Below are 16,699 nucleotides of genomic sequence, written 5' to 3' on the forward strand. Positions count from 1 at the left end.
CGGCCAGAAGCGGTCGATCACATCCGAGCAGGGAAAAGCGGCTATTAAGAATACTCAGCCGCCCATCTCAACGAAATGCCCAAGTGATTTTGAACAGACTGAAGCGATTAATTGCCCACCTCAACAACCTTAGCGTCGGGTGCGTGGTTTTTCACCGACTCGATACCCTTGTCGCGTGAGGCTTCGGAGGCATATGACTGGCTCGTCCCGACTACTTGGTGATTACCCGCCTTAAGGTTGAACATAAACTTGTCAGCCCCGCTGGCCTTACGCTCGTAGCGTGCATCATCAGGCGCATTTTTTTTGACTGACTCGACTCCATTTAGACATCCAGACTTATCCTTGTAGCCCTCGCTGGCCAGAATTGCTTGGCCATTGTTGGCTTTGAGCCGAAAACGAAATTCACCCGCTTTGTCGTTGTATATTTCAAACGTCCCAGACATATAGCTATTCCTTATTTTTGGCTTTCATGAGATCCATCGATATCGCTGCGGTCCAAAAAATGACTGTTTGCCCATTAGAAATATGGTTTCTGTGTGATGCTAGCCAGGCAAAATCGATGCTCCAGCTTCAGTAGAACTGCATGACAAATGCACCATAACCCAAGAGCTAAACCAGATTTTTGAACAGTCAAAGTATAGACACAGATCTCAACACGGCTCGATTTCTTCGTCGAGTGAAGAGCCCAGCTTTTGCAGAGATATCCGAGCGGCTGCTTTTGGCCGTTTTCAGCCATTCACGACTTGATAAAAACGAGTAAGAACTGCGTGTCGTTAATTACCGAAGAACTAACAGCCACAAGCGGACGTGGCATAGCGTAGGCTGATAAAATCACCTGATACTTCTTTACCGGCATCTTCAATGCAGCAAACTATTCCCCTTTCCCGCCGTTTTTCCTGTGCCCCCATGATGGATTGGACGGACCGTCACTGCCGCTTTTTCCTACGCCAGTTGTCCAAGCACGCCTTGCTGTATACCGAGATGGTCACCACTGGGGCGATCCTGCATGGAGATACCGCACGCTTTCTGCGCCACAGCGTGGCGGAGTACCCGCTGGCTCTACAGTTGGGCGGCAGCGTAGCGGCAGATCTGGCAGCCTGCGCCAAGCTGGGCGAGGCTGTCGGCTACAGCGAAATCAATCTGAACGTCGGCTGCCCCAGTGACCGCGTGCAGAACAACATGATCGGCGCCTGCCTGATGGGCCATCCACAACTGGTCGCCGACTGCGTGAAAGCCATGCAGGATGCGGTGGATATCCCGGTAACGGTGAAGCACCGCATTGGTATCAACGGCCGCGACAGCTATGCCGAGCTGTGCGATTTCGTCGGCACCGTGCGTGATGCTGGCTGTCGCAGTTTTACCGTGCATGCGCGGATCGCCATCCTGGAGGGTCTCTCGCCCAAGGAGAACCGTGAAGTGCCGCCGCTGCGCTACGATGTAGCGGCGCAGCTCAAGCAGGACTTCCCCGAGCTGGAAATCATCCTCAATGGCGGCATCAAGACCCTTGAGGATTGCCAGCAGCACCTGCAAACCTTCGATGGCGTCATGCTGGGCCGCGAGGCGTACCACAACCCTTACCTGCTGGCCCAAGTGGACCAGCAGCTGTTTGGCTCAACGAGTGCAGTGCTGAGCCGTTTCGAGGCCATGCAGAGCATGCGCGACTATATCGCCGCGCACCTGGCCGAGGGTGGCAGCATGCACCACATCACCCGCCACATGCTCGGCCTGGGCCAGGGTTTCAATGGCGCACGGCGCTTTCGCCAGCTGCTCTCGGTGGACATTCACAAGACCAACGAGCCACTGGCGCTGTTCGATCAAGCGGCGCAATTGCTGCAAGGCCGCTGACTCGGGTAAGGTCGGTGCATCTGCAACGACAAGGCTGTGTCATGACCTCCAAGCTGGATCAACTCAAGCAGTTCACCACCGTGGTCGCCGATACCGGCGACCTCGACGCCATCGCCCGCCTGAAGCCGGTTGATGCCACCACCAACCCTTCCCTTCTGCTTAAAGCCGCTGCCATGCCTGGTTACAGCGCACTGCTGAAAAGCGCAGTGACTGCCGGCAAAGGCGATCTAGGCCTGGCCTGCGACCATTTTGGCGTCGCTGTGGGCGGTGAAATCCTCAAGATCATCCCGGGCCGCATCTCTACCGAGGTGGATGCCCGGCTGTCCTTCGACACCCAGGCCACACTGCAGCGTGCCGAGCGCTTGATTGGCCTGTACGAAGAAGCCGGTATTGGACGTGAACGCGTACTGATCAAGATCGCTTCGACCTGGGAAGGCATCCGCGCCGCCGAGCAGCTGGAAAAGGCTGGTATTCAGTGCAACCTGACGCTGCTGTTCTCTTTCGCCCAAGCTCAGGCCTGTGCCGATGCCGGTGTGTACCTGATTTCGCCCTTCGTCGGGCGTATCTACGACTGGTACAAGAAGGCCGAAGGCCGTGATTTTGTCGGCGCAGAAGACCCCGGCGTGCAGTCGGTTACACGCATCTACAACTACTACAAAGCCAACGCCTACCAGACAGTGGTGATGGGCGCGAGCTTCCGCAATATCGGCCAGATCGAACAACTGGCCGGCTGTGATCGCCTGACCATCAGCCCCGAGCTGCTGCAGCAACTGGCCGATGATCTGCAACCACTGGCGCGCCTGCTCAGCCCTGGCAAAGCTGCCGAAGCCAAGCAGAGCCTGAGCGAAAGCCAATTCCGCTGGGCGATGAATGAAGACGCCATGGGCACCGAAAAGCTGGCCGAAGGCATTCGTCTGTTTGCCCGCGATCAGGAAAAGCTGGAAAAACTGCTCACCGCTCAAGCCTAAATGGCCTGAAAGCAAACGGGGCGCTCAATGAGCGCCCCGTTTGTTTAGCCACTCGAATCAATGATGCTCGAGGGCATTGACCAGGTCATGGAAGGCTTCGCGGTTGGACTCATTCAACCCCATGAGAATCCGATGGGCTTCCAACACCTTGGCACGCACCAGCTCTTCTGACTGATCCTGAGACGGCAGGTCGTCCAGACAATCCGGGCACGGCACCGGCGTATCGACAATATTGAAAACCTGATCAAACCCCATCGACTGCAGCAGACGTGTGATATCGGCGTGCGTGGTCACCACTGTCGGCAACAGGCCGATTTTCTGCCGCGAGAGTATCGACAACTTGGCCAACAGCCCGAGGGTCGTGCTGTCGATACTGCGAGTTTCGGTGAGATCAATCACGATGGCTGAGAAATTCAGCGCCGTGAAAATTTTCTCAATGGTTGCATCCAGTGCCGAACACAGCGTCAGGCGCACTTCACCGACAAACTTCAGGATGAAGGTACCGTTTTGTTCGGCAAACTGGATTCGACCGGGGCTTATCCCAGGGTTCATGCAAGGTTCCTGCTTAACACCAGCAAGGCGATATCATCCGGCATATCCCCCAGATTGGCCAGCCCAAAAGCCTTGCGCAAGCCATCCAGAGTGCCGCCCGCAGAACTGATCAGCTGCGGCAACAGCGTTTCCTTGTCTTTCAAGGTATCGCCCGGGAGTAGATCGAGGATGCCGTCAGAGAGCAGCGTCAAGCTGAAGGCCTCCGGCAGTTCGAGTTCCAGATCGTTGTATTCTGCCTCGACAAACAGCCCAACCGGCAGGCCGCGGCCTTCCAGGTAACGCGCCTGGCCGGCGCTGTAGAGTACCGGCAGCGGTAGATGGCCGCCAATGCTATAGGTCAGACGGTTGTTGACCTGGTCGATCACACCGCCAAGCATGGTCACGTGCTTGCCCAGCTTGCAGTTGAGCAGACCACGGTTGATATGACCGAGCACTTCAGAGGGCTTGAAATCCGGCAGGTTGCCGCCGCGCCGCGACTCATAGAGCAAGCGTGTGGTCATAAACTTCAACAGCACGGTGATAAATGCTGAAGAAGCGCCATGCCCGGAAACATCGGCCAGATAAAAAGCGATACGGCTGTCATCGACGCGGAAATAGTCGACAAAGTCGCCCGACAGGTACAGCGACGGAATGATCTGATGCGCGAAGTCCAAGCCATCGGCCCGCCACGGCGTAACCGGCAGCATGTTCATCTGCACCTGGCGACCGGCGTTCTGATCCTCCTGCAGCAGGTGCAGACTGGCTTGCAGTTCGCGGTTGGCGGTTTCCAGCTCGTCGCGGTACCGCTGGTTTTCCAGACGCAGGTTGGCGCGGTCCAGCGCACGACGCACCGAATGCTCAAGCACGGCGAGATCCGCCAGCGGCTTAATCAGGTAATCCGCGGCGCCTAGACGCAGGGCCTCTACGGCATCGCTCATCACGCCTGCACCGGACACCACGATCACCGGGGTTTCAACCTGCAGGGCGTTAATGCGGCGGATCAGTTCAAGACCGTCGACTTGCGGCATGCGCAGATCGCAGATCACCAGATCCGGCGACTCGGCATGAAAGATTTCCAGCCCCTGCAAGCCATTAGCGGCCTGCAGCACATGAAAACCACTGTCTTCCAAGTAGGCTGCGAGGCTCGCACGCACTACGTCGTCGTCATCGATAATCAGCAGCGTGGCACTGGTTTTGTGCATGAGGTATCCAGGCAAACTGCGCCGGGTATGGGTTGGGTTTATTGCGTGAGGGCCGGAGCTTACACGCGGGAACTCGGCTTGCTTTAAGGCGCAGACGGTACTCCCATCCGTTATGCGATTCAAGCGTACGCCGGTCGTCGCAACACGACTTTACACCTCAAATCGGCCAAGGTTATAAGAGCTGCAGGACAACCCCCATAACAAGAGGAAAAAGCCCCATGAGTCAGAATGATCGTGCCTACAGTGAGAAACGCGATTACATCCGCATGCGGCTAGAAGCACCTGTGACCCTGCACCACGATGGCAAGGAGATTCCTGCCCTGTGCCTCGACCTTTCCAGCACCGGCATGCAGCTGGAGGCCGAAAGCGCAGTGAAGACGGGCGACAAAGTGCGTGTACACATCGCGTCGGAGCATAACGAACTGCGCGGCCTTGACGCGCAAGCCGAAGTGATGCGCGTCAGCACCCTGGAAGATGGCCGCCAGGCATTAGGCTTGGCGATTATTTCCATGAACTGACACATTCAAACAACAAAAAGGCGGCCCTCAGTGGCCGCCTTTTTGTTGTTTGCCATTCATGCATGGGCGTTGCAGAGAGCGCTGAGCAATAAGGAACGGCTTCAGGCCGTTTACATGCACATCAGCGACTCAGAAGTCGTCCTCGACCTCGCCATCGCGTACTTTGAATTCGCGATTCTGCAGATAGGCATTACGAATAAAGATGTACTTGTCACCGCTGACCATACGCTCGGCTTTTAGCAAGTTGGCCCGCAGGCTCACGGCTTCAACCCCAGTCACCACATTGCGGGTCGGGACGTGGTCGATGTGCATCGGCGCAGTCAACATCGAATCAGGAACACGGCCAAACGTATCACGCACGGTGCTTGGCCCCAGTAGCGGCAGCACCACGTAAGGGCCACTGCCCAGCCCCCAAGCGCCTAGCGTTTGGCCGAAATCCTCATCACTACGCTGCAGCCCCATCGGGGTCGCAACGTCGAAGAAACCCAACAGGCCGAAGGTGGTATTGAAGATCAAACGACCGCTGTCCACCCCGGCGTTATGCAACTTTCCCTGCAACAGATTGTTAGCCAGATTGCGCAGATCCCCGATATTGCGGAAGACATTACTGACACCGTCTTCAACAAGTTGCGGCGCCACAGCCTGATATCCCTGGGCCAATGGTTTGAGGGTATAGGCATCAACGTTGTCGTTGACCTTGAACATAAAGCGGTTGTAGCCCTGCCAAGGGTCTTCTTCGTTGGCTTGCGCCAGTGCAGGCAGCAAGAGCACGCCGGTACAGGCAATCAACAGGCTCAGTCGTTCAATCCAACTCGCACCGGTTACACGCATCACAGTCGCTCCTTGAAAATGCTTAGACGGCCGCAGGCCGTCAAATCAGGCCGAGCAGTATAAGGCGGCAGCCCACTAAATAGGCAGCATAGCGGACGATCAAATAGCTGAAAATCTTACTGGCTGTTGCCATACAACTCAGCATTCAGCGACAACACGCATAGAAATAAAGCCTTCATCTGTTTGTAACCTGGAACCGTTAACCTGGACTAGACCATTTTCAAGGACGGCCCATGCAAACGCCCACCACCTCGCCCGCCTTCAATGCCATTCTGTTTAGCCTGTCCGGCTGCCTGGTGGACTTTGGCGCTCGCACGGCCCCGCTCACCCTGCAACGCCTGTACCCGACCGCGGTAAAACTGTCGAACCTGCCAAACGCTCTGGGTCGCGAACCGGAGCCAGCAGAGTGGCTGACATACCAGCAAGCACTGTGCGAAACCGCACGCGCACAGGCTGAAGCCACTGCATCTGCCCTGCCCTTGCTTGAACAGCTGCGCCAGCAAGCGGTGCCCTGTGCCTGGTTAGATGAACTGCCGCGCGATGCCAGCATCAGCCTGGCGGATGCACTTCCAGAATGGCTTCCTGGTTTCCCGCCCCACCACCATCGCCCATGGCCAGCTCCAGATGCCATCTGGCTCAGCCTGATGGCCATGCACGTTGAGCAGGTTGAAGGCTGCGTACTGGTCAGTGGTGAACCGCGCCTGCTGCAAGCCGCGCTAAGTGCCGGCATCTGGACCATAGGTTTGGCCATCAGTGGCCCATTGTGTGGCCTGGCACTGGCTGACTGGCAAAGCCTGCCAATGGGCGAGCGCGATCGCCTGCGCAGCCAAGCCACCCTGAGTCTTTACCGCCTTGGCGTACACTCGGTAATTGATCAACTCAGTGACCTACCCACCTGCCTGGCGGACCTCAGCCTACGTCGGCACAAAGGTGAAAAACCTTGAAACAGCGCGCCAGGCCTGTATTGCTCGGCGCTTGATCCAAAGCAAGCAAAGCCTTCCGGCTTGGATTAACCTGAAGACATGCCGAACCTTTCGCCCCCGCGCAAGGTCAGTCAATCAGTTGATCACCAAAGGGAGAACCTCATGCCTGCAAGCCGCCTGCAGCAACAACTGCAAGACCTGCGCGACCAACTGGCCGAGCAACCACCACTGACTGAAGAAGAACGTGCTGAACTGTTTGTACTGACTCAGGAAATTGAACTGCAGTTGGCCCGCCAAGCTGCAGCTGCCCCTGACGCAACCCTTATCGACGGGGTCAACCTCGCAGTGGAGCGTTTCGAAGCCAGCCACCCGACCCTCGCAGGCACCCTGCGTAATATCGTGCAGAGCCTGGCCAATATGGGTATTTAAACGCATGTAGCACTAACGAAAACCCCAGCACTTAGCTGGGGTTTTGCATTATTGGCGCACCAAACGCTGATTATCTGGGCTGATGGGCCCGCTGCTGCGATAGGGATTGATATCCAACCCGCCACGCCGCACATAACGCGCATACACCGTCAGGTGCTCAGGCTTGAGCAGGCGCTGCAGGTCGAGAAAGATTCGCTCCACGCACTGCTCGTGAAAATCCGCATGCTGGCGAAAGCTCACTAAGTAAGCCAACAGGCTGGCGTGATCCAGCGCCAGGCCACGGTACTCCACTACCAGCGTGCCCCAATCCGGCTGGCCGGTGACCGGACAGTTGGATTTGAGCAGATGGCTGTGCAGGCTCTCTTCGACCACTCGCGCGGCATCACAGCGCAGCAGCTCAGGCTGCGGCTGCGCATAGTTGCTGATGGCTACATCCAGTTCGTCAATGCAGATACCTGGCGCGGCCTGAACACCATCAGCCGTTACCTCTGCCAGACTGCGCACACGTACGCCAACCGGTTTGCCGGCAGCTGCCGAGAGGTCCCGTACCAGTACCGTCACCAGTTCGTCAGCGCTACTGAACACTGACTGGTTCAGCGAGTTGAGGTACAGCTTGAAGGATTTCGACTCGATGATATTCGGCGAGTCGGCGGGAATAGCGAACTCGCCCATGGCCACCACCGGTTTGCCCGACGGCAACAACCAGGACAACTCGAAACAGTTCCAGAAATCCACGCCCTGATACGGAAGCGTCTCGGCGCTCAGGCCCAGCTCGGCCCATTTCGCGGCACGCGGAATAGGGAACAACAAAGACGGGGTGTAGGTAGCGATGTATTCGCTGGATTTGCCCAGTGGCGAATCTTCGGCGGCGGGATGCATGGAGAAAACCTGGCTAGTCGAGACGCGGTGATTGTATACAACTTTCAAAGCAGATTCAGTGTGGCAAGACCGAGGCCGGCCTTGCCACAGCAGCATCAGGCCAGCTCAGCCACCACCGCTGCCAGCGCCTGGGCGGGATTGGCAGCCTGGCTAATCGGGCGGCCGATCACCAGATAATCCGAGCCTACATCCAACGCCTGACGCGGAGTCAGAATACGGCGCTGGTCATCCTGGGCGCTGCCGGCCGGACGAATCCCCGGCGTCACCAGTTGCAACGCCGGGTAAGCGAGCTTCAACGCTTGCGCTTCCTGAGCCGAACACACCAGGCCATCCAGACCGGCCTGTGCCGCCAGCCCAGCGAGACGCAGCACCTGCGACTGCGGTTCGAGATCCAGGCCAACGCCCGCAAGGTCTTCGCGCTCCATGCTGGTCAGCACGGTGACGCCGATCAACAACGGCTTGGCCCCAGCGAGCTTGTCCAAGGTTTCACGGCACGCCGCCATCATGCGCAGGCCGCCCGAGCAGTGCACATTGACCATCCACACGCCCATCTCGGCAGCTGCCTTAACGGCCATGGCAGTGGTGTTGGGAATATCGTGGAATTTCAGGTCGAGAAACACCTCGAAGCCCTTGCCGGCCAGCACGTTGACGATCTCCGGTCCGCAACGGGTAAACAGCTCCTTGCCCACTTTTACCCGGCACAACTTGGGATCAAGCTGATCAGCCAATGCCAGCGCGGCATCACGGGTCGGGAAATCCAGGGCAACGATAATTGGGGTCTGGCAAGCGGACATGGGCGGGCTCTCGGGCAAGACAAATTCGGCGCGCATTGTAGCGGATGCGCCGCAGGCTTGCCGCTCCGGTGATCCGCCCGCGTCGATACGCTAAGACAACGCCTAAACCACAAACGGCTAGCAGTGGCTTGGCAGGCGCCACTGCCTCTCATCGTGCGTAATTAGCGCCTGCCAGTTGACCCAAGCGTGTTTGCACTCGAACAGCACGCTGTGGACGATTTTTAGCCACCGGAACTCAAGCCCAGACGTTCACAGCATCGGCATGTAGCGTCCACCAATCAGCGCACCAGCGGGTCATCCCAGAATGAACGCTCGCTTTCCTGAATAACATCCGCACGGCTTAAACCCAGATCCTTCAACGCTGCATCATCAAGCATCGCAAGGCGCCGCCGCTGCTCGGCCAACTGCCACCAGCGGGCAAACTGGCGACCAAGCGCACGCAGTATTTCAGTCGGCCGACGGCTCTTTAAGCGCCCAGCACTGACTATTGCATAACCTTTTTGACCTTTCATCTCGTCGCCCTCCTTGTGGGGTTGGCGACAGTCTCGCGCTCGACTTATGATCAATCCAACGAATGTTACTTATGCAATGCATCTCAGAGATTGATGTATGGCCAGTTACCCGAGCATCGACAGCGAACTGCTGCGTACCTTTGTCGCGATTGCAGATCACGGTGGCTTTACACGCGCAGCGGAAATGGTCAACCGCACCCAATCAGCGGTCAGCATGCAGATGAAGCGCCTGGAAGAAGACGTGATGCAGCGTCCACTGTTCATTCGCGACGGCCGCCAGTTCAGCCTCACAGCCGAGGGCCAGCTGTTGCTGAGCTATGCACGGCGTATTCTCAAGTTGCACGCCGAGGTGATGAACAGCATGCGCGAGCCGCATATGGTCGGTACCGTGCGCATCGGCACCCCGGACGACTATGTGATGCGCTTTATGCAGGGCATTTTGGTGCGGTTCGCCCAGTCCTATCCGCTGGTGCAGGTCGAGCTGCACTGCGAACCGTCCTTCCAACTGCTGCAGCGCCAGGACCTCGACTTGACCATCGTCACCCGCGAGCCAGGTACCGAAATCGGCCAGCTGTTGCGCCAGGAACACCTGGCCTGGGCGCAAGCGCGCAACGCCAACCTGCATGAGCTAGAAACCCTGCCGCTGGCGATGTTCAACTCGCAGTGTTTCTGCCGTTCCTGGGCCTGCAACGGCCTGGAAGCGCTGGGGCGTAACTTCCGCATTGCCTACACCAGCCCCAGTCTGTCGGCGATCATGGCAGCGGTCAGCGCCGGCCTGGCGATTACCGCCCAGCTGCAAAGCCTGATCACCCCAGACTTGCAAATTATTGGCGAGGCTGAAGGCATGCCGGCCCTGCCCTCTGCCAGCATCGTGCTGCTGCGCAACAGCAATACGCAAACCCAGGTCACCGAGACTCTGGCCGAACAAATCGTCGAAGGTTTCAGACTTTAAGCGCGAGCAATACCGCGCAAAGCAGCAGAAAACCGGCAAATAGGCCGCGCAATACCCGCTCCGGCAACGCATGCGCGAACTTCACCCCCCAGCTGATGCTCAACAACCCGCCCAGCGCCAAAGGGGCGCCCAGCAACCAGTCGACGTGATCATGCGCGGCATAAGTGGCCAGGGTGACCGCAGTGCTCGGCGCCGCCAGCGCCAGAGACAGCCCTTGCGCGACCACCTGGCTGGTGCCGAATACGGTGGTCAACACAGGCGTTGCTAAGACAGCTCCGCCCACACCGAACAACCCACCAAGCAAACCGGCGCCGCTGCCCAATAGCGTCAACCAAGGCCAGGGATAACGCATGCCCACAAACAGCATGGCAGGCTTGCTGTACAGCCGAGAGAGGTTGTAGACCGCCAGCAACACCAGGAAGACCACGAACCCATGGCGCATGCGCTCGGCGTCCACAGTGACTGCCCAGCCAGCTCCCAGCACGGCAAATATCAGGCTGGGCACCGCCAGGGCCAACGCATGCCGCCAGTCGATACGGTTGCGCTGGTGATAACGCCACAGCGCCAAAAGCACATTCGGCACCACCATCACCAGCGCCGTACCCTGAGCCAGCTGTTGATCCAGGCCAAACAACACGCCGAGCGCCGGAATGGCGATCAGCCCACCGCCAATCCCAAACAGACCGCCAAGAGTGCCGAGGGCCAGTCCGAGCAGAAGGTTCAAGGCAAAATCGAGCAAGGTCATCGGTAGGCTCCAGAATGAAGCTGTACAGCCTAATTATTCGCCACTAGCCGCGAAACGCACAGCAACGCAAAATAGCTATGCATATAACGCACAGCAGACCTTGACCATGAACCCCGATAGCCTGACCGACCAACTCAGCCTGTTTCTCGATGTGCTGGAAACCGGCAGCTTTTCCGCCGCAGCCCGGCGACACCCGCTAACGCCCTCGGCTGTGGCACGGCGCATCGATGCCTTGGAACGTTCGCTGGGCAGCAACCTGTTCAGCCGCAGCACCCATGCCGTACGCGCCACCTCCGCCGGCCTGGCGTTTGCCGAACGGGCCAGGCGCATTCTCGCCGAGTTACATCTGGCCCGTGCCGAAGCTGTATCACTGAGCAGCGCGCCGGAAGGGCTGATCCGCATCGACGCCCCGGCACCGTTCGGCCGGCGCCATCTGGCCCCCGCGATAGCCGAGTTTCTGGTCGCTTATCCTGGGCTGGATGTGCAGTTGCGCCTGATCGACAGCTTCGTCGACCTGCATGGCACGCACCTGGGTGAGGTCGACCTGGTGCTGCGCATCGGCCCCCTTGCCGACACACGCCTGGTCGCCACGGCGCTGTCGCCGATGGTGCGGGTCGTCTGCGCCAGCCCTGACTACCTGGCACGCCGCGGCGTACCACGCAGCCCCGGCGAACTGATGGAGCATGACGGCCTCGATTGGGACAGCCTGGCCCCGCCTTATGCCTGGCGCTTTGAACAGGATGGCAAGCTCCAACTGTGCCGCCCCAAGCGCCTGCGCATGACTGCCAACAATGCCGAGGCGCTGTTGTTCAGCGCCCTCGCAGGCTTGGGCATTGCCCATCTACCAACCTGGTTGATAAGCGACTATTTATTGCGTGGTGAATTACGGCCGCTGTTCTGTGAAAACGGCCTTCCGGCGCCCGAACCCAGCGGTATCTACGCCCTGCGTCTGGAGCGTGAAACCGACTCGCGCAGCCGCTTGTTGTTGGAGTTTCTCAAGGCCCGCTTCGGTCCAGTAGCGCCATGGGACCTGGCACTGCAAAGTGGCCTTCAACGTGGCTAAAGGCTGATACAGCACGCATAAAAATGATCGGGAATCTAGTTCAGCGTCGCGCAGCGACGACCCAAAGGCTGGCCGTCCTAGATGGCTGGCCATAAAAAAGCCCGACGCTAGGTCGGGCTCTTTCTTCTCGCCGTTAAAGCCGATCTTAGACCGGTGCTTTAGCGCGGGATTTATACTCACCGGTACGGGTATCGATTTCGATCCAGTCGTCGATGTTGCAGAAGTCAGCAACTTTGATCTCGGTGCCGTTGCTCAGCTTAGCTGGCTTCATCACTTTGCCAGAAGTGTCGCCACGGGCGGAACCTTCGGTGTAGGTGATCTGGCGAACGATGGTGGTCGGCAGGTCAACCGAAACCACTTTACCTTCAAAGAATACGGCTTCGCATACGTCAGTCATGCCATCGACGATGTACGGCATTACGCTTTCCAGATCGTCTTTGTTCAGCTCGTACTGGTTGAACTCTTGGTCCATAAAGACGTAGTTCGGCTCGCTGTAGTACGAGTAGGTCACGTCTACGCGATCAAGGATCACCGGCTCCATTTTGTCGTCGGCTTTGTAAACAGTTTCAGTCGAAGAGCCGCTCAGCAGGTTCTTCAGCTTCATTTTAACGATGGCGCTGTTACGACCGGACTTGGTGAATTCGGCCTTCTGGATCAGCCAAGGTTGGCCGTCAATCAGGGCCACACTGTTGGGCTTCATTTCTTGTGCGGTTTTCATACGAATATCCGGGTTTGGATGGAATTACAAAATTCTTGGTCGCGTATCATAGCCAATTTAGGTAAAACTTCACCAGCGCCTCGGCAAGATCAGCCTGAGAAGCCCGTTGCAGACCCCACTGTTCGGCGTGCTCCTGCTGCTCGGGCCAGCGTTGCAGCAGCTGACTCCAGCTTTCTTTGACCGATTGACCGGTATTCCAGGCATGCCACAGCTCGACCAAGGCACGCTGTCCATCCGCTGATAAACCCGCTTTATAGTGCGCAAGAAACGCATCTAGCTTTTCCAGGTGGATGTCATCAGCCTGTTGGTAGATGTGCCAGAGCAGCGGCCGGCCAGCCCATTGCGCACGCACAAAGGAGTCCTCGCCGCGCACCGCATTGAAATCACAACTCCACAGCAACCGGTCGTACTGGTCCTGCTGGATAAACGGCAGCACCTGGATATGCAGCTGACCGCGCTGTTGCATATCGCCAGCGCGCAAGGCTGAGCAACCGAGCCACGTTTGCAGGTCCTGCAAAATGCGCCCTTCCGGCACAAGCAGCTGATTGGCCTGAATATCGGCAGCCAGCACGTCCAGCCAACTGGCCAGCGCGGCGTTCTCATAGGCGAATAGCGAAATCAGCCGCGCGCCAGGCAATGGCGTTACGCCGATACTGCGCAGAAATACCTCGCGAGCACCGCTGTCCGCCTGAAACGCACGACGCTGCTCAAGCAAATCACGTTCGCGCAACAAACCGCCGCTGCCGGCTGTAAATCCAGGAAAGAAGAAGAACTTCGACAAGCCGTTGGACTGCAGAGATGGCAAACCGTGGCAGCCCTCAACCCACTCCTCGGCGCTCAGGTATTCAAGGTTGAGCCAAAGCGGTTTCTGCGCACGCCGTGCCATCGCAGCTATATAAGAAGCGGGCAACTCACACGCAAAAGCCTCGATCACCACATCAGCGGTGTCTACGGCCTGCCAATCATCGCCCCACCAGCAGACTTCGACGCCTTGCTGGTGTTGTCGTAGCGCAGCCACATCGGCCTGAGGGCACAGCCACGCAAACGCACTCAAATCATCCACCCACAGCCGCACAGCCAAGCCATGCTCGGCCACTAACTGTCGAGCCAAGCGCCAGGTAACCCCAATATCGCCGTAGTTATCGACAACGCTGCAGAAAATATCCCACGTGGGGCGCATGGGTGGCTCCGTTATGTAGTGCACTCACCTTAAAGACAGCCAAGCCTTCAGCAAATGCCAGAAACGAAAAAGCCCGACACAAGGTCGGGCTTTTCGTCAATCAATCTGGCGGTGAAGGTGGGATTCGAACCCGTTTCGACACCCCTCCGTTGCTGACCTTTGTTGGATAAAACCAGCAAGTTAGCGCCGCTTCAGCTCGCCATTCTGGCCAATGCTGACCTTCTCTGGCTAGTGATTTCGACACTTTTTCGACACGCTGTCTAGACAGTCATTGAGCCTACCAGTAGCTTCTGATTGTTAGATCTACGTAACCAAACGGAGAACCACATGAACCTCGCAGATGAACTCAAAGCTCAAGAAGAAAAACTTCAGAAGCAGATTTCCGTAAAAAATGGCAGCATCGTTATTAACGTCAGTTACGAGTACAACATCGAACTATCTCGGTGCGACACAGCAGAAAAGCTTCTTCACTGGGTTTGGCACCTCACGGAAAAGTCTTGGATGACAAACGATGTTATGCGGCGCTTCATTGAAATAGCTTGCCGAGAAAACAAAATAGAAATGGTCGATGCATGATCTATCAATGCGTTCACTTCGTTCACTTGGACCGGCTATATCCGGCCTCTTTGCTTAATCGTTAGGCATATGGAAAAGATCTGGAGCATTCTAAGCGCAGCACCATCAGGAGCCTGGGTTGGCCTATTAGGCGTAATCTTTGGGTCATTACTTACAACTCTTGGCGTTTGGCTAACCAACAGTTCTAACAGAAAGCAATTGAAGCTACAGCTTGAGCACGAAAAGCGACTACAAAGCCAGCAGCTAGCAAAAGAGCGCCTCGAAGAACTATATATTCTGGTATGTCACTGGCAACACGGTATGTTTAGCAACTTTATGAATTTAACCCTCGTAATGAAGGGGCATACCGATTACAACCAATACCTCGACACTATTATAAATGAAAAGCCATCTAACCGCGTCGACTTCAGCCGCCTTGAAATGATCCTTGGCGTTTACGGCGAGCAAGTGCAACCCGCATATGACGCCACGCTTAAAATACGAGATTATATTAATTCTATAGAATCAGATCATAAGTCTGCCTATCGCCACGGCAAACCAGGTGAAGCTTTTCTCAAGCCTTTCAGTGATGCTCAAATAGAATTTGGTACAGCCTGCGATGTATTAAAAGACAAAATTGCTCTAGCCGCACGAGAAGCCTAAAAAGTGGTTCAAGCCCTTCGCCTCCTTCACTCGACACCTGCTAAAGTCGACCCTTTAACTAAACGTCATTCCAATTAACTAAAATCATATTGAGACTAAAATGATTCGAACAAATACCGTTTGTCCAAAGTGCGGCTCAAAAAGCACACCAATAAAAGAGAAGATCATGGGCCAGGACACCCATGACCTTATCTGCTGCGACTGCAAACACATTGGATGGTGGAAGGATTTCCAACCAAAAGAGCAACAAGAAAATATTGTCAAGCAAGACTAATATTACAAAACTTTGTCCGGTAAACCGCCCCTTATTTTAACTGTTACCCTAGAGCAGCTCCTTTCTTGCATCTAGCCTTAAGTACAAGGAACGCACATGAAGGTCAAAGAACTAATTTCCGAGCTAAGTAAGCATGACCAAGATCTTGAAGTCATTTGCTTTACCGAAGACGAGAAATTTTTACAAGAAAACCACCTATTCCGACTAATAGAAATCGAAAGTATCAATGTCGTAGCAGGAGAAAAGCGTCGAGGTGACGATGGAATACCAACACTTAAACTTGGCTCTGATGGCTATAGCGAGAAGCATGTAATGATAAATCTACTTACAGACTTCTGAAGCATAACAACTGATTAAAATATTTCGCTTCGCTTACTTGGGCCGGCTAAAGCCGACGCCTTAACCAAACGTCAGAATAAAAAAGAGATTACCCATGTCTGAGAACAACAATGAGCGCTTAGAGTCATTAAAGTCTCTATACGAGATAAGCATATCTACAAGAAATTTTGAAATAAGCCAGCTAATTCAGAGAAACAACTTCTTCATGATTTTTCAAGGTGTTTTGCTGGCAAGCGTAATACAATCCGAAAATAGCAGACCACTTGTTGAGTTTATTGTTTGTGCTACGGGGCTCACTGTTTCTTTCTATCAAATGCAAATGGCAAGCGGTGCGAAATTCTGGCAAGAATGGTGGGAAAGTCGGGTTGAGTACTTTGAAAAACTTCTCTGTGAAAAAATTCAAAGCACCAACAGTACAACCGAAACTCATGAACTCTTCACTGTACCAATAAAATCTGTAAAGGAAGCCGTCGGCGCAAGACTTTCGTCTAGCAATCACAAGATAACAAATTCGCTAATGCTCGCTCGATACTCAGTTGGACGCGCCCCAATGAAGGTAAGCATTGCATTGATCTTCACTTGGCTTGTATTAATGGCTTCAACACTAAACTGGTCAGCCTTGAGTTTTATACCCGAATTAATAACTGGTTTTCCTGTTAAGCAAATAGCTAATTAGCTTGCCTCTAAAAACTTATTCAGCCCGTTCGCTCCGCTCACTGAAACAGGCTAAAGCTTAACTCTTAACCAAATCTTATAAACATTAAACCCAGGATCATTC

Annotated in this window: 21 protein-coding genes; 11 read left to right on the forward strand and 10 right to left on the reverse strand. The window is 55.7% G+C overall.

All coding sequences use genetic code 11. The features are described 5' to 3' along the window. Positions 1-107: 107 nt before the first annotated feature. Positions 108-443 carry a YegP family protein gene (locus tag BLO50_RS00005; RefSeq protein WP_003118434.1) on the reverse strand — a complete coding sequence of 112 codons (336 nt, stop codon included), beginning with the start codon at positions 441-443 and terminating at the stop codon, positions 108-110. 418 nt (positions 444-861) lie between these two features. On the opposite strand from BLO50_RS00005, the gene dusA reads away from it, so the two are divergent. Then, positions 862-1,845, forward strand: coding sequence for a tRNA dihydrouridine(20/20a) synthase DusA (gene dusA / locus BLO50_RS00010; RefSeq protein WP_090247731.1), 984 nt, complete (start codon positions 862-864; stop codon positions 1,843-1,845). 41 nt (positions 1,846-1,886) lie between these two features. Then, entirely contained in the window at positions 1,887-2,813 is a 927-nt protein-coding gene (gene tal / locus BLO50_RS00015) for a transaldolase (RefSeq protein WP_090247732.1), read from the forward strand. Positions 2,814-2,870: 57 nt separating this feature from the next. Here the strand turns inward: tal and rssC are convergent, their stop codons facing one another. After that, on the reverse strand, positions 2,871-3,353 hold the full coding sequence (gene rssC / locus BLO50_RS00020) for an anti-sigma factor antagonist RssC (protein ID WP_090251069.1): 483 nt from the start codon (positions 3,351-3,353) through the stop codon (positions 2,871-2,873). An 8-nt stretch (positions 3,354-3,361) separates the two neighbouring features. Further along, positions 3,362-4,546, reverse strand: a complete 1,185-nt coding sequence (gene rssB / locus BLO50_RS00025; RefSeq protein WP_090247733.1) for a two-component system response regulator RssB — start codon at positions 4,544-4,546, stop codon at positions 3,362-3,364. A gap of 218 nt (positions 4,547-4,764) precedes the next feature. On the opposite strand from rssB, the gene BLO50_RS00030 reads away from it, so the two are divergent. Then, positions 4,765-5,064: a PilZ domain-containing protein gene (locus tag BLO50_RS00030; protein ID WP_090247735.1), complete on the forward strand. Its 300-nt coding sequence runs from the start codon at positions 4,765-4,767 to the stop codon at positions 5,062-5,064. Between the two features lie 129 nt (positions 5,065-5,193). On the opposite strand, the gene BLO50_RS00035 is transcribed toward BLO50_RS00030, so the two are convergent. After that, positions 5,194-5,895 (reverse strand): MlaA family lipoprotein, encoded by a 702-nt coding sequence (locus BLO50_RS00035; RefSeq protein WP_090247737.1) that lies wholly within the window; start codon positions 5,893-5,895, stop codon positions 5,194-5,196. 233 nt (positions 5,896-6,128) lie between these two features. Here BLO50_RS00035 and pcrP point away from each other — a divergent pair, with 233 nt between their 5' ends. Beyond that, entirely contained in the window at positions 6,129-6,839 is a 711-nt protein-coding gene (gene pcrP / locus BLO50_RS00040) for an HAD superfamily inactivated hydrolase PcrP (RefSeq protein ID WP_090247738.1), read from the forward strand. A 141-nt stretch (positions 6,840-6,980) separates the two neighbouring features. After that, positions 6,981-7,247 (forward strand): DUF4404 family protein, encoded by a 267-nt coding sequence (locus BLO50_RS00045; RefSeq protein WP_090247740.1) that lies wholly within the window; start codon positions 6,981-6,983, stop codon positions 7,245-7,247. 48 nt (positions 7,248-7,295) lie between these two features. Here BLO50_RS00045 and queF read toward each other — a convergent pair whose 3' ends face one another. The 3 genes from queF to BLO50_RS00060 form a co-directional block, all read right to left on the reverse strand. Further along, complete coding sequence (queF, locus tag BLO50_RS00050) at positions 7,296-8,126, reverse strand: NADPH-dependent 7-cyano-7-deazaguanine reductase QueF (RefSeq protein WP_090247742.1); 831 nt, start codon at positions 8,124-8,126, stop codon at positions 7,296-7,298. 95 nt (positions 8,127-8,221) lie between these two features. Further along, a complete protein-coding gene (gene pyrF, locus BLO50_RS00055; RefSeq protein WP_167354416.1) occupies positions 8,222-8,920 on the reverse strand; it encodes an orotidine-5'-phosphate decarboxylase in 699 nt (232 codons plus the stop codon). Positions 8,921-9,198: 278 nt separating this feature from the next. Beyond that, on the reverse strand, positions 9,199-9,432 hold the full coding sequence (locus tag BLO50_RS00060; protein WP_090247745.1) for a DUF1127 domain-containing protein: 234 nt from the start codon (positions 9,430-9,432) through the stop codon (positions 9,199-9,201). A gap of 97 nt (positions 9,433-9,529) precedes the next feature. Between BLO50_RS00060 and BLO50_RS00065 the strand changes: the two genes are divergently transcribed. Next, positions 9,530-10,384 carry a LysR family transcriptional regulator gene (locus BLO50_RS00065; RefSeq protein ID WP_090247747.1) on the forward strand — a complete coding sequence of 285 codons (855 nt, stop codon included), beginning with the start codon at positions 9,530-9,532 and terminating at the stop codon, positions 10,382-10,384. Here the strand turns inward: BLO50_RS00065 and BLO50_RS00070 are convergent. Continuing rightward, the gene (locus BLO50_RS00070) at positions 10,374-11,129 is read right to left on the reverse strand and encodes a sulfite exporter TauE/SafE family protein (RefSeq protein ID WP_090247748.1); all 756 of its coding nucleotides are present in this window, start codon (positions 11,127-11,129) and stop codon (positions 10,374-10,376) included. The two genes, BLO50_RS00065 and BLO50_RS00070, sit on opposite strands and share 11 nt — an antisense overlap. 106 nt (positions 11,130-11,235) lie before the next feature. Here BLO50_RS00070 and BLO50_RS00075 point away from each other — a divergent pair, with 106 nt between their 5' ends. Further along, positions 11,236-12,192, forward strand: a complete 957-nt coding sequence (locus tag BLO50_RS00075) for a LysR family transcriptional regulator (RefSeq protein WP_090247750.1) — start codon at positions 11,236-11,238, stop codon at positions 12,190-12,192. A gap of 145 nt (positions 12,193-12,337) precedes the next feature. On the opposite strand, the gene efp is transcribed toward BLO50_RS00075, so the two are convergent. Together efp and earP are read right to left on the reverse strand one after the other, a co-directional pair. Beyond that, positions 12,338-12,910: an elongation factor P gene (efp, locus tag BLO50_RS00080; protein WP_090247751.1), complete on the reverse strand. Its 573-nt coding sequence runs from the start codon at positions 12,908-12,910 to the stop codon at positions 12,338-12,340. A gap of 46 nt (positions 12,911-12,956) precedes the next feature. Then, complete coding sequence (earP, locus tag BLO50_RS00085) at positions 12,957-14,090, reverse strand: elongation factor P maturation arginine rhamnosyltransferase EarP (protein ID WP_090247753.1); 1,134 nt, start codon at positions 14,088-14,090, stop codon at positions 12,957-12,959. A gap of 327 nt (positions 14,091-14,417) precedes the next feature. Here earP and BLO50_RS00090 point away from each other — a divergent pair, with 327 nt between their 5' ends. The 4 genes from BLO50_RS00090 (at position 14,418) to BLO50_RS00105 (ending at position 16,597) form a co-directional block, all read left to right on the forward strand. Continuing rightward, the gene (locus BLO50_RS00090) at positions 14,418-14,666 is read left to right on the forward strand and encodes a hypothetical protein (protein ID WP_090247754.1); all 249 of its coding nucleotides are present in this window, start codon (positions 14,418-14,420) and stop codon (positions 14,664-14,666) included. 69 nt (positions 14,667-14,735) lie between these two features. After that, positions 14,736-15,308: a hypothetical protein gene (locus BLO50_RS00095; protein WP_090247756.1), complete on the forward strand. Its 573-nt coding sequence runs from the start codon at positions 14,736-14,738 to the stop codon at positions 15,306-15,308. A gap of 370 nt (positions 15,309-15,678) precedes the next feature. Next, positions 15,679-15,921: a hypothetical protein gene (locus tag BLO50_RS00100; protein ID WP_090247757.1), complete on the forward strand. Its 243-nt coding sequence runs from the start codon at positions 15,679-15,681 to the stop codon at positions 15,919-15,921. A gap of 94 nt (positions 15,922-16,015) precedes the next feature. Then, on the forward strand, positions 16,016-16,597 hold the full coding sequence (locus tag BLO50_RS00105) for a RipA family octameric membrane protein (protein ID WP_090247759.1): 582 nt from the start codon (positions 16,016-16,018) through the stop codon (positions 16,595-16,597). Positions 16,598-16,699 lie beyond the last annotated feature (102 nt).

The sequence above is a fragment of the Pseudomonas peli genome, assembly GCF_900099645.1.
Classification (GTDB): domain Bacteria; phylum Pseudomonadota; class Gammaproteobacteria; order Pseudomonadales; family Pseudomonadaceae; genus Aquipseudomonas; species Aquipseudomonas peli.

Coding starts and splice junctions, on each gene's coding strand:
- BLO50_RS00100 (WP_090247757.1), top strand. CDS start 15,679: ATGAAGGTCAAAGAACTAATTTCCGAGCTAAGTAAGCATGACCAAGAT.
- tal (WP_090247732.1), top strand. CDS start 1,887: ATGACCTCCAAGCTGGATCAACTCAAGCAGTTCACCACCGTGGTCGCC.
- BLO50_RS00105 (WP_090247759.1), top strand. CDS start 16,016: ATGTCTGAGAACAACAATGAGCGCTTAGAGTCATTAAAGTCTCTATAC.
- BLO50_RS00065 (WP_090247747.1), top strand. CDS start 9,530: ATGGCCAGTTACCCGAGCATCGACAGCGAACTGCTGCGTACCTTTGTC.
- BLO50_RS00045 (WP_090247740.1), top strand. CDS start 6,981: ATGCCTGCAAGCCGCCTGCAGCAACAACTGCAAGACCTGCGCGACCAA.
- BLO50_RS00075 (WP_090247750.1), top strand. CDS start 11,236: ATGAACCCCGATAGCCTGACCGACCAACTCAGCCTGTTTCTCGATGTG.
- pcrP (WP_090247738.1), top strand. CDS start 6,129: ATGCAAACGCCCACCACCTCGCCCGCCTTCAATGCCATTCTGTTTAGC.
- BLO50_RS00030 (WP_090247735.1), top strand. CDS start 4,765: ATGAGTCAGAATGATCGTGCCTACAGTGAGAAACGCGATTACATCCGC.
- BLO50_RS00095 (WP_090247756.1), top strand. CDS start 14,736: ATGGAAAAGATCTGGAGCATTCTAAGCGCAGCACCATCAGGAGCCTGG.
- dusA (WP_090247731.1), top strand. CDS start 862: ATGCAGCAAACTATTCCCCTTTCCCGCCGTTTTTCCTGTGCCCCCATG.
- rssB (WP_090247733.1), bottom strand. CDS start 4,546: ATGCACAAAACCAGTGCCACGCTGCTGATTATCGATGACGACGACGTA.
- pyrF (WP_167354416.1), bottom strand. CDS start 8,920: ATGTCCGCTTGCCAGACCCCAATTATCGTTGCCCTGGATTTCCCGACC.
- BLO50_RS00035 (WP_090247737.1), bottom strand. CDS start 5,895: ATGCGTGTAACCGGTGCGAGTTGGATTGAACGACTGAGCCTGTTGATT.
- BLO50_RS00005 (WP_003118434.1), bottom strand. CDS start 443: ATGTCTGGGACGTTTGAAATATACAACGACAAAGCGGGTGAATTTCGT.
- BLO50_RS00090 (WP_090247754.1), top strand. CDS start 14,418: ATGAACCTCGCAGATGAACTCAAAGCTCAAGAAGAAAAACTTCAGAAG.
- BLO50_RS00070 (WP_090247748.1), bottom strand. CDS start 11,129: ATGACCTTGCTCGATTTTGCCTTGAACCTTCTGCTCGGACTGGCCCTC.
- earP (WP_090247753.1), bottom strand. CDS start 14,090: ATGCGCCCCACGTGGGATATTTTCTGCAGCGTTGTCGATAACTACGGC.
- queF (WP_090247742.1), bottom strand. CDS start 8,126: ATGCATCCCGCCGCCGAAGATTCGCCACTGGGCAAATCCAGCGAATAC.
- BLO50_RS00060 (WP_090247745.1), bottom strand. CDS start 9,432: ATGAAAGGTCAAAAAGGTTATGCAATAGTCAGTGCTGGGCGCTTAAAG.
- efp (WP_090247751.1), bottom strand. CDS start 12,910: ATGAAAACCGCACAAGAAATGAAGCCCAACAGTGTGGCCCTGATTGAC.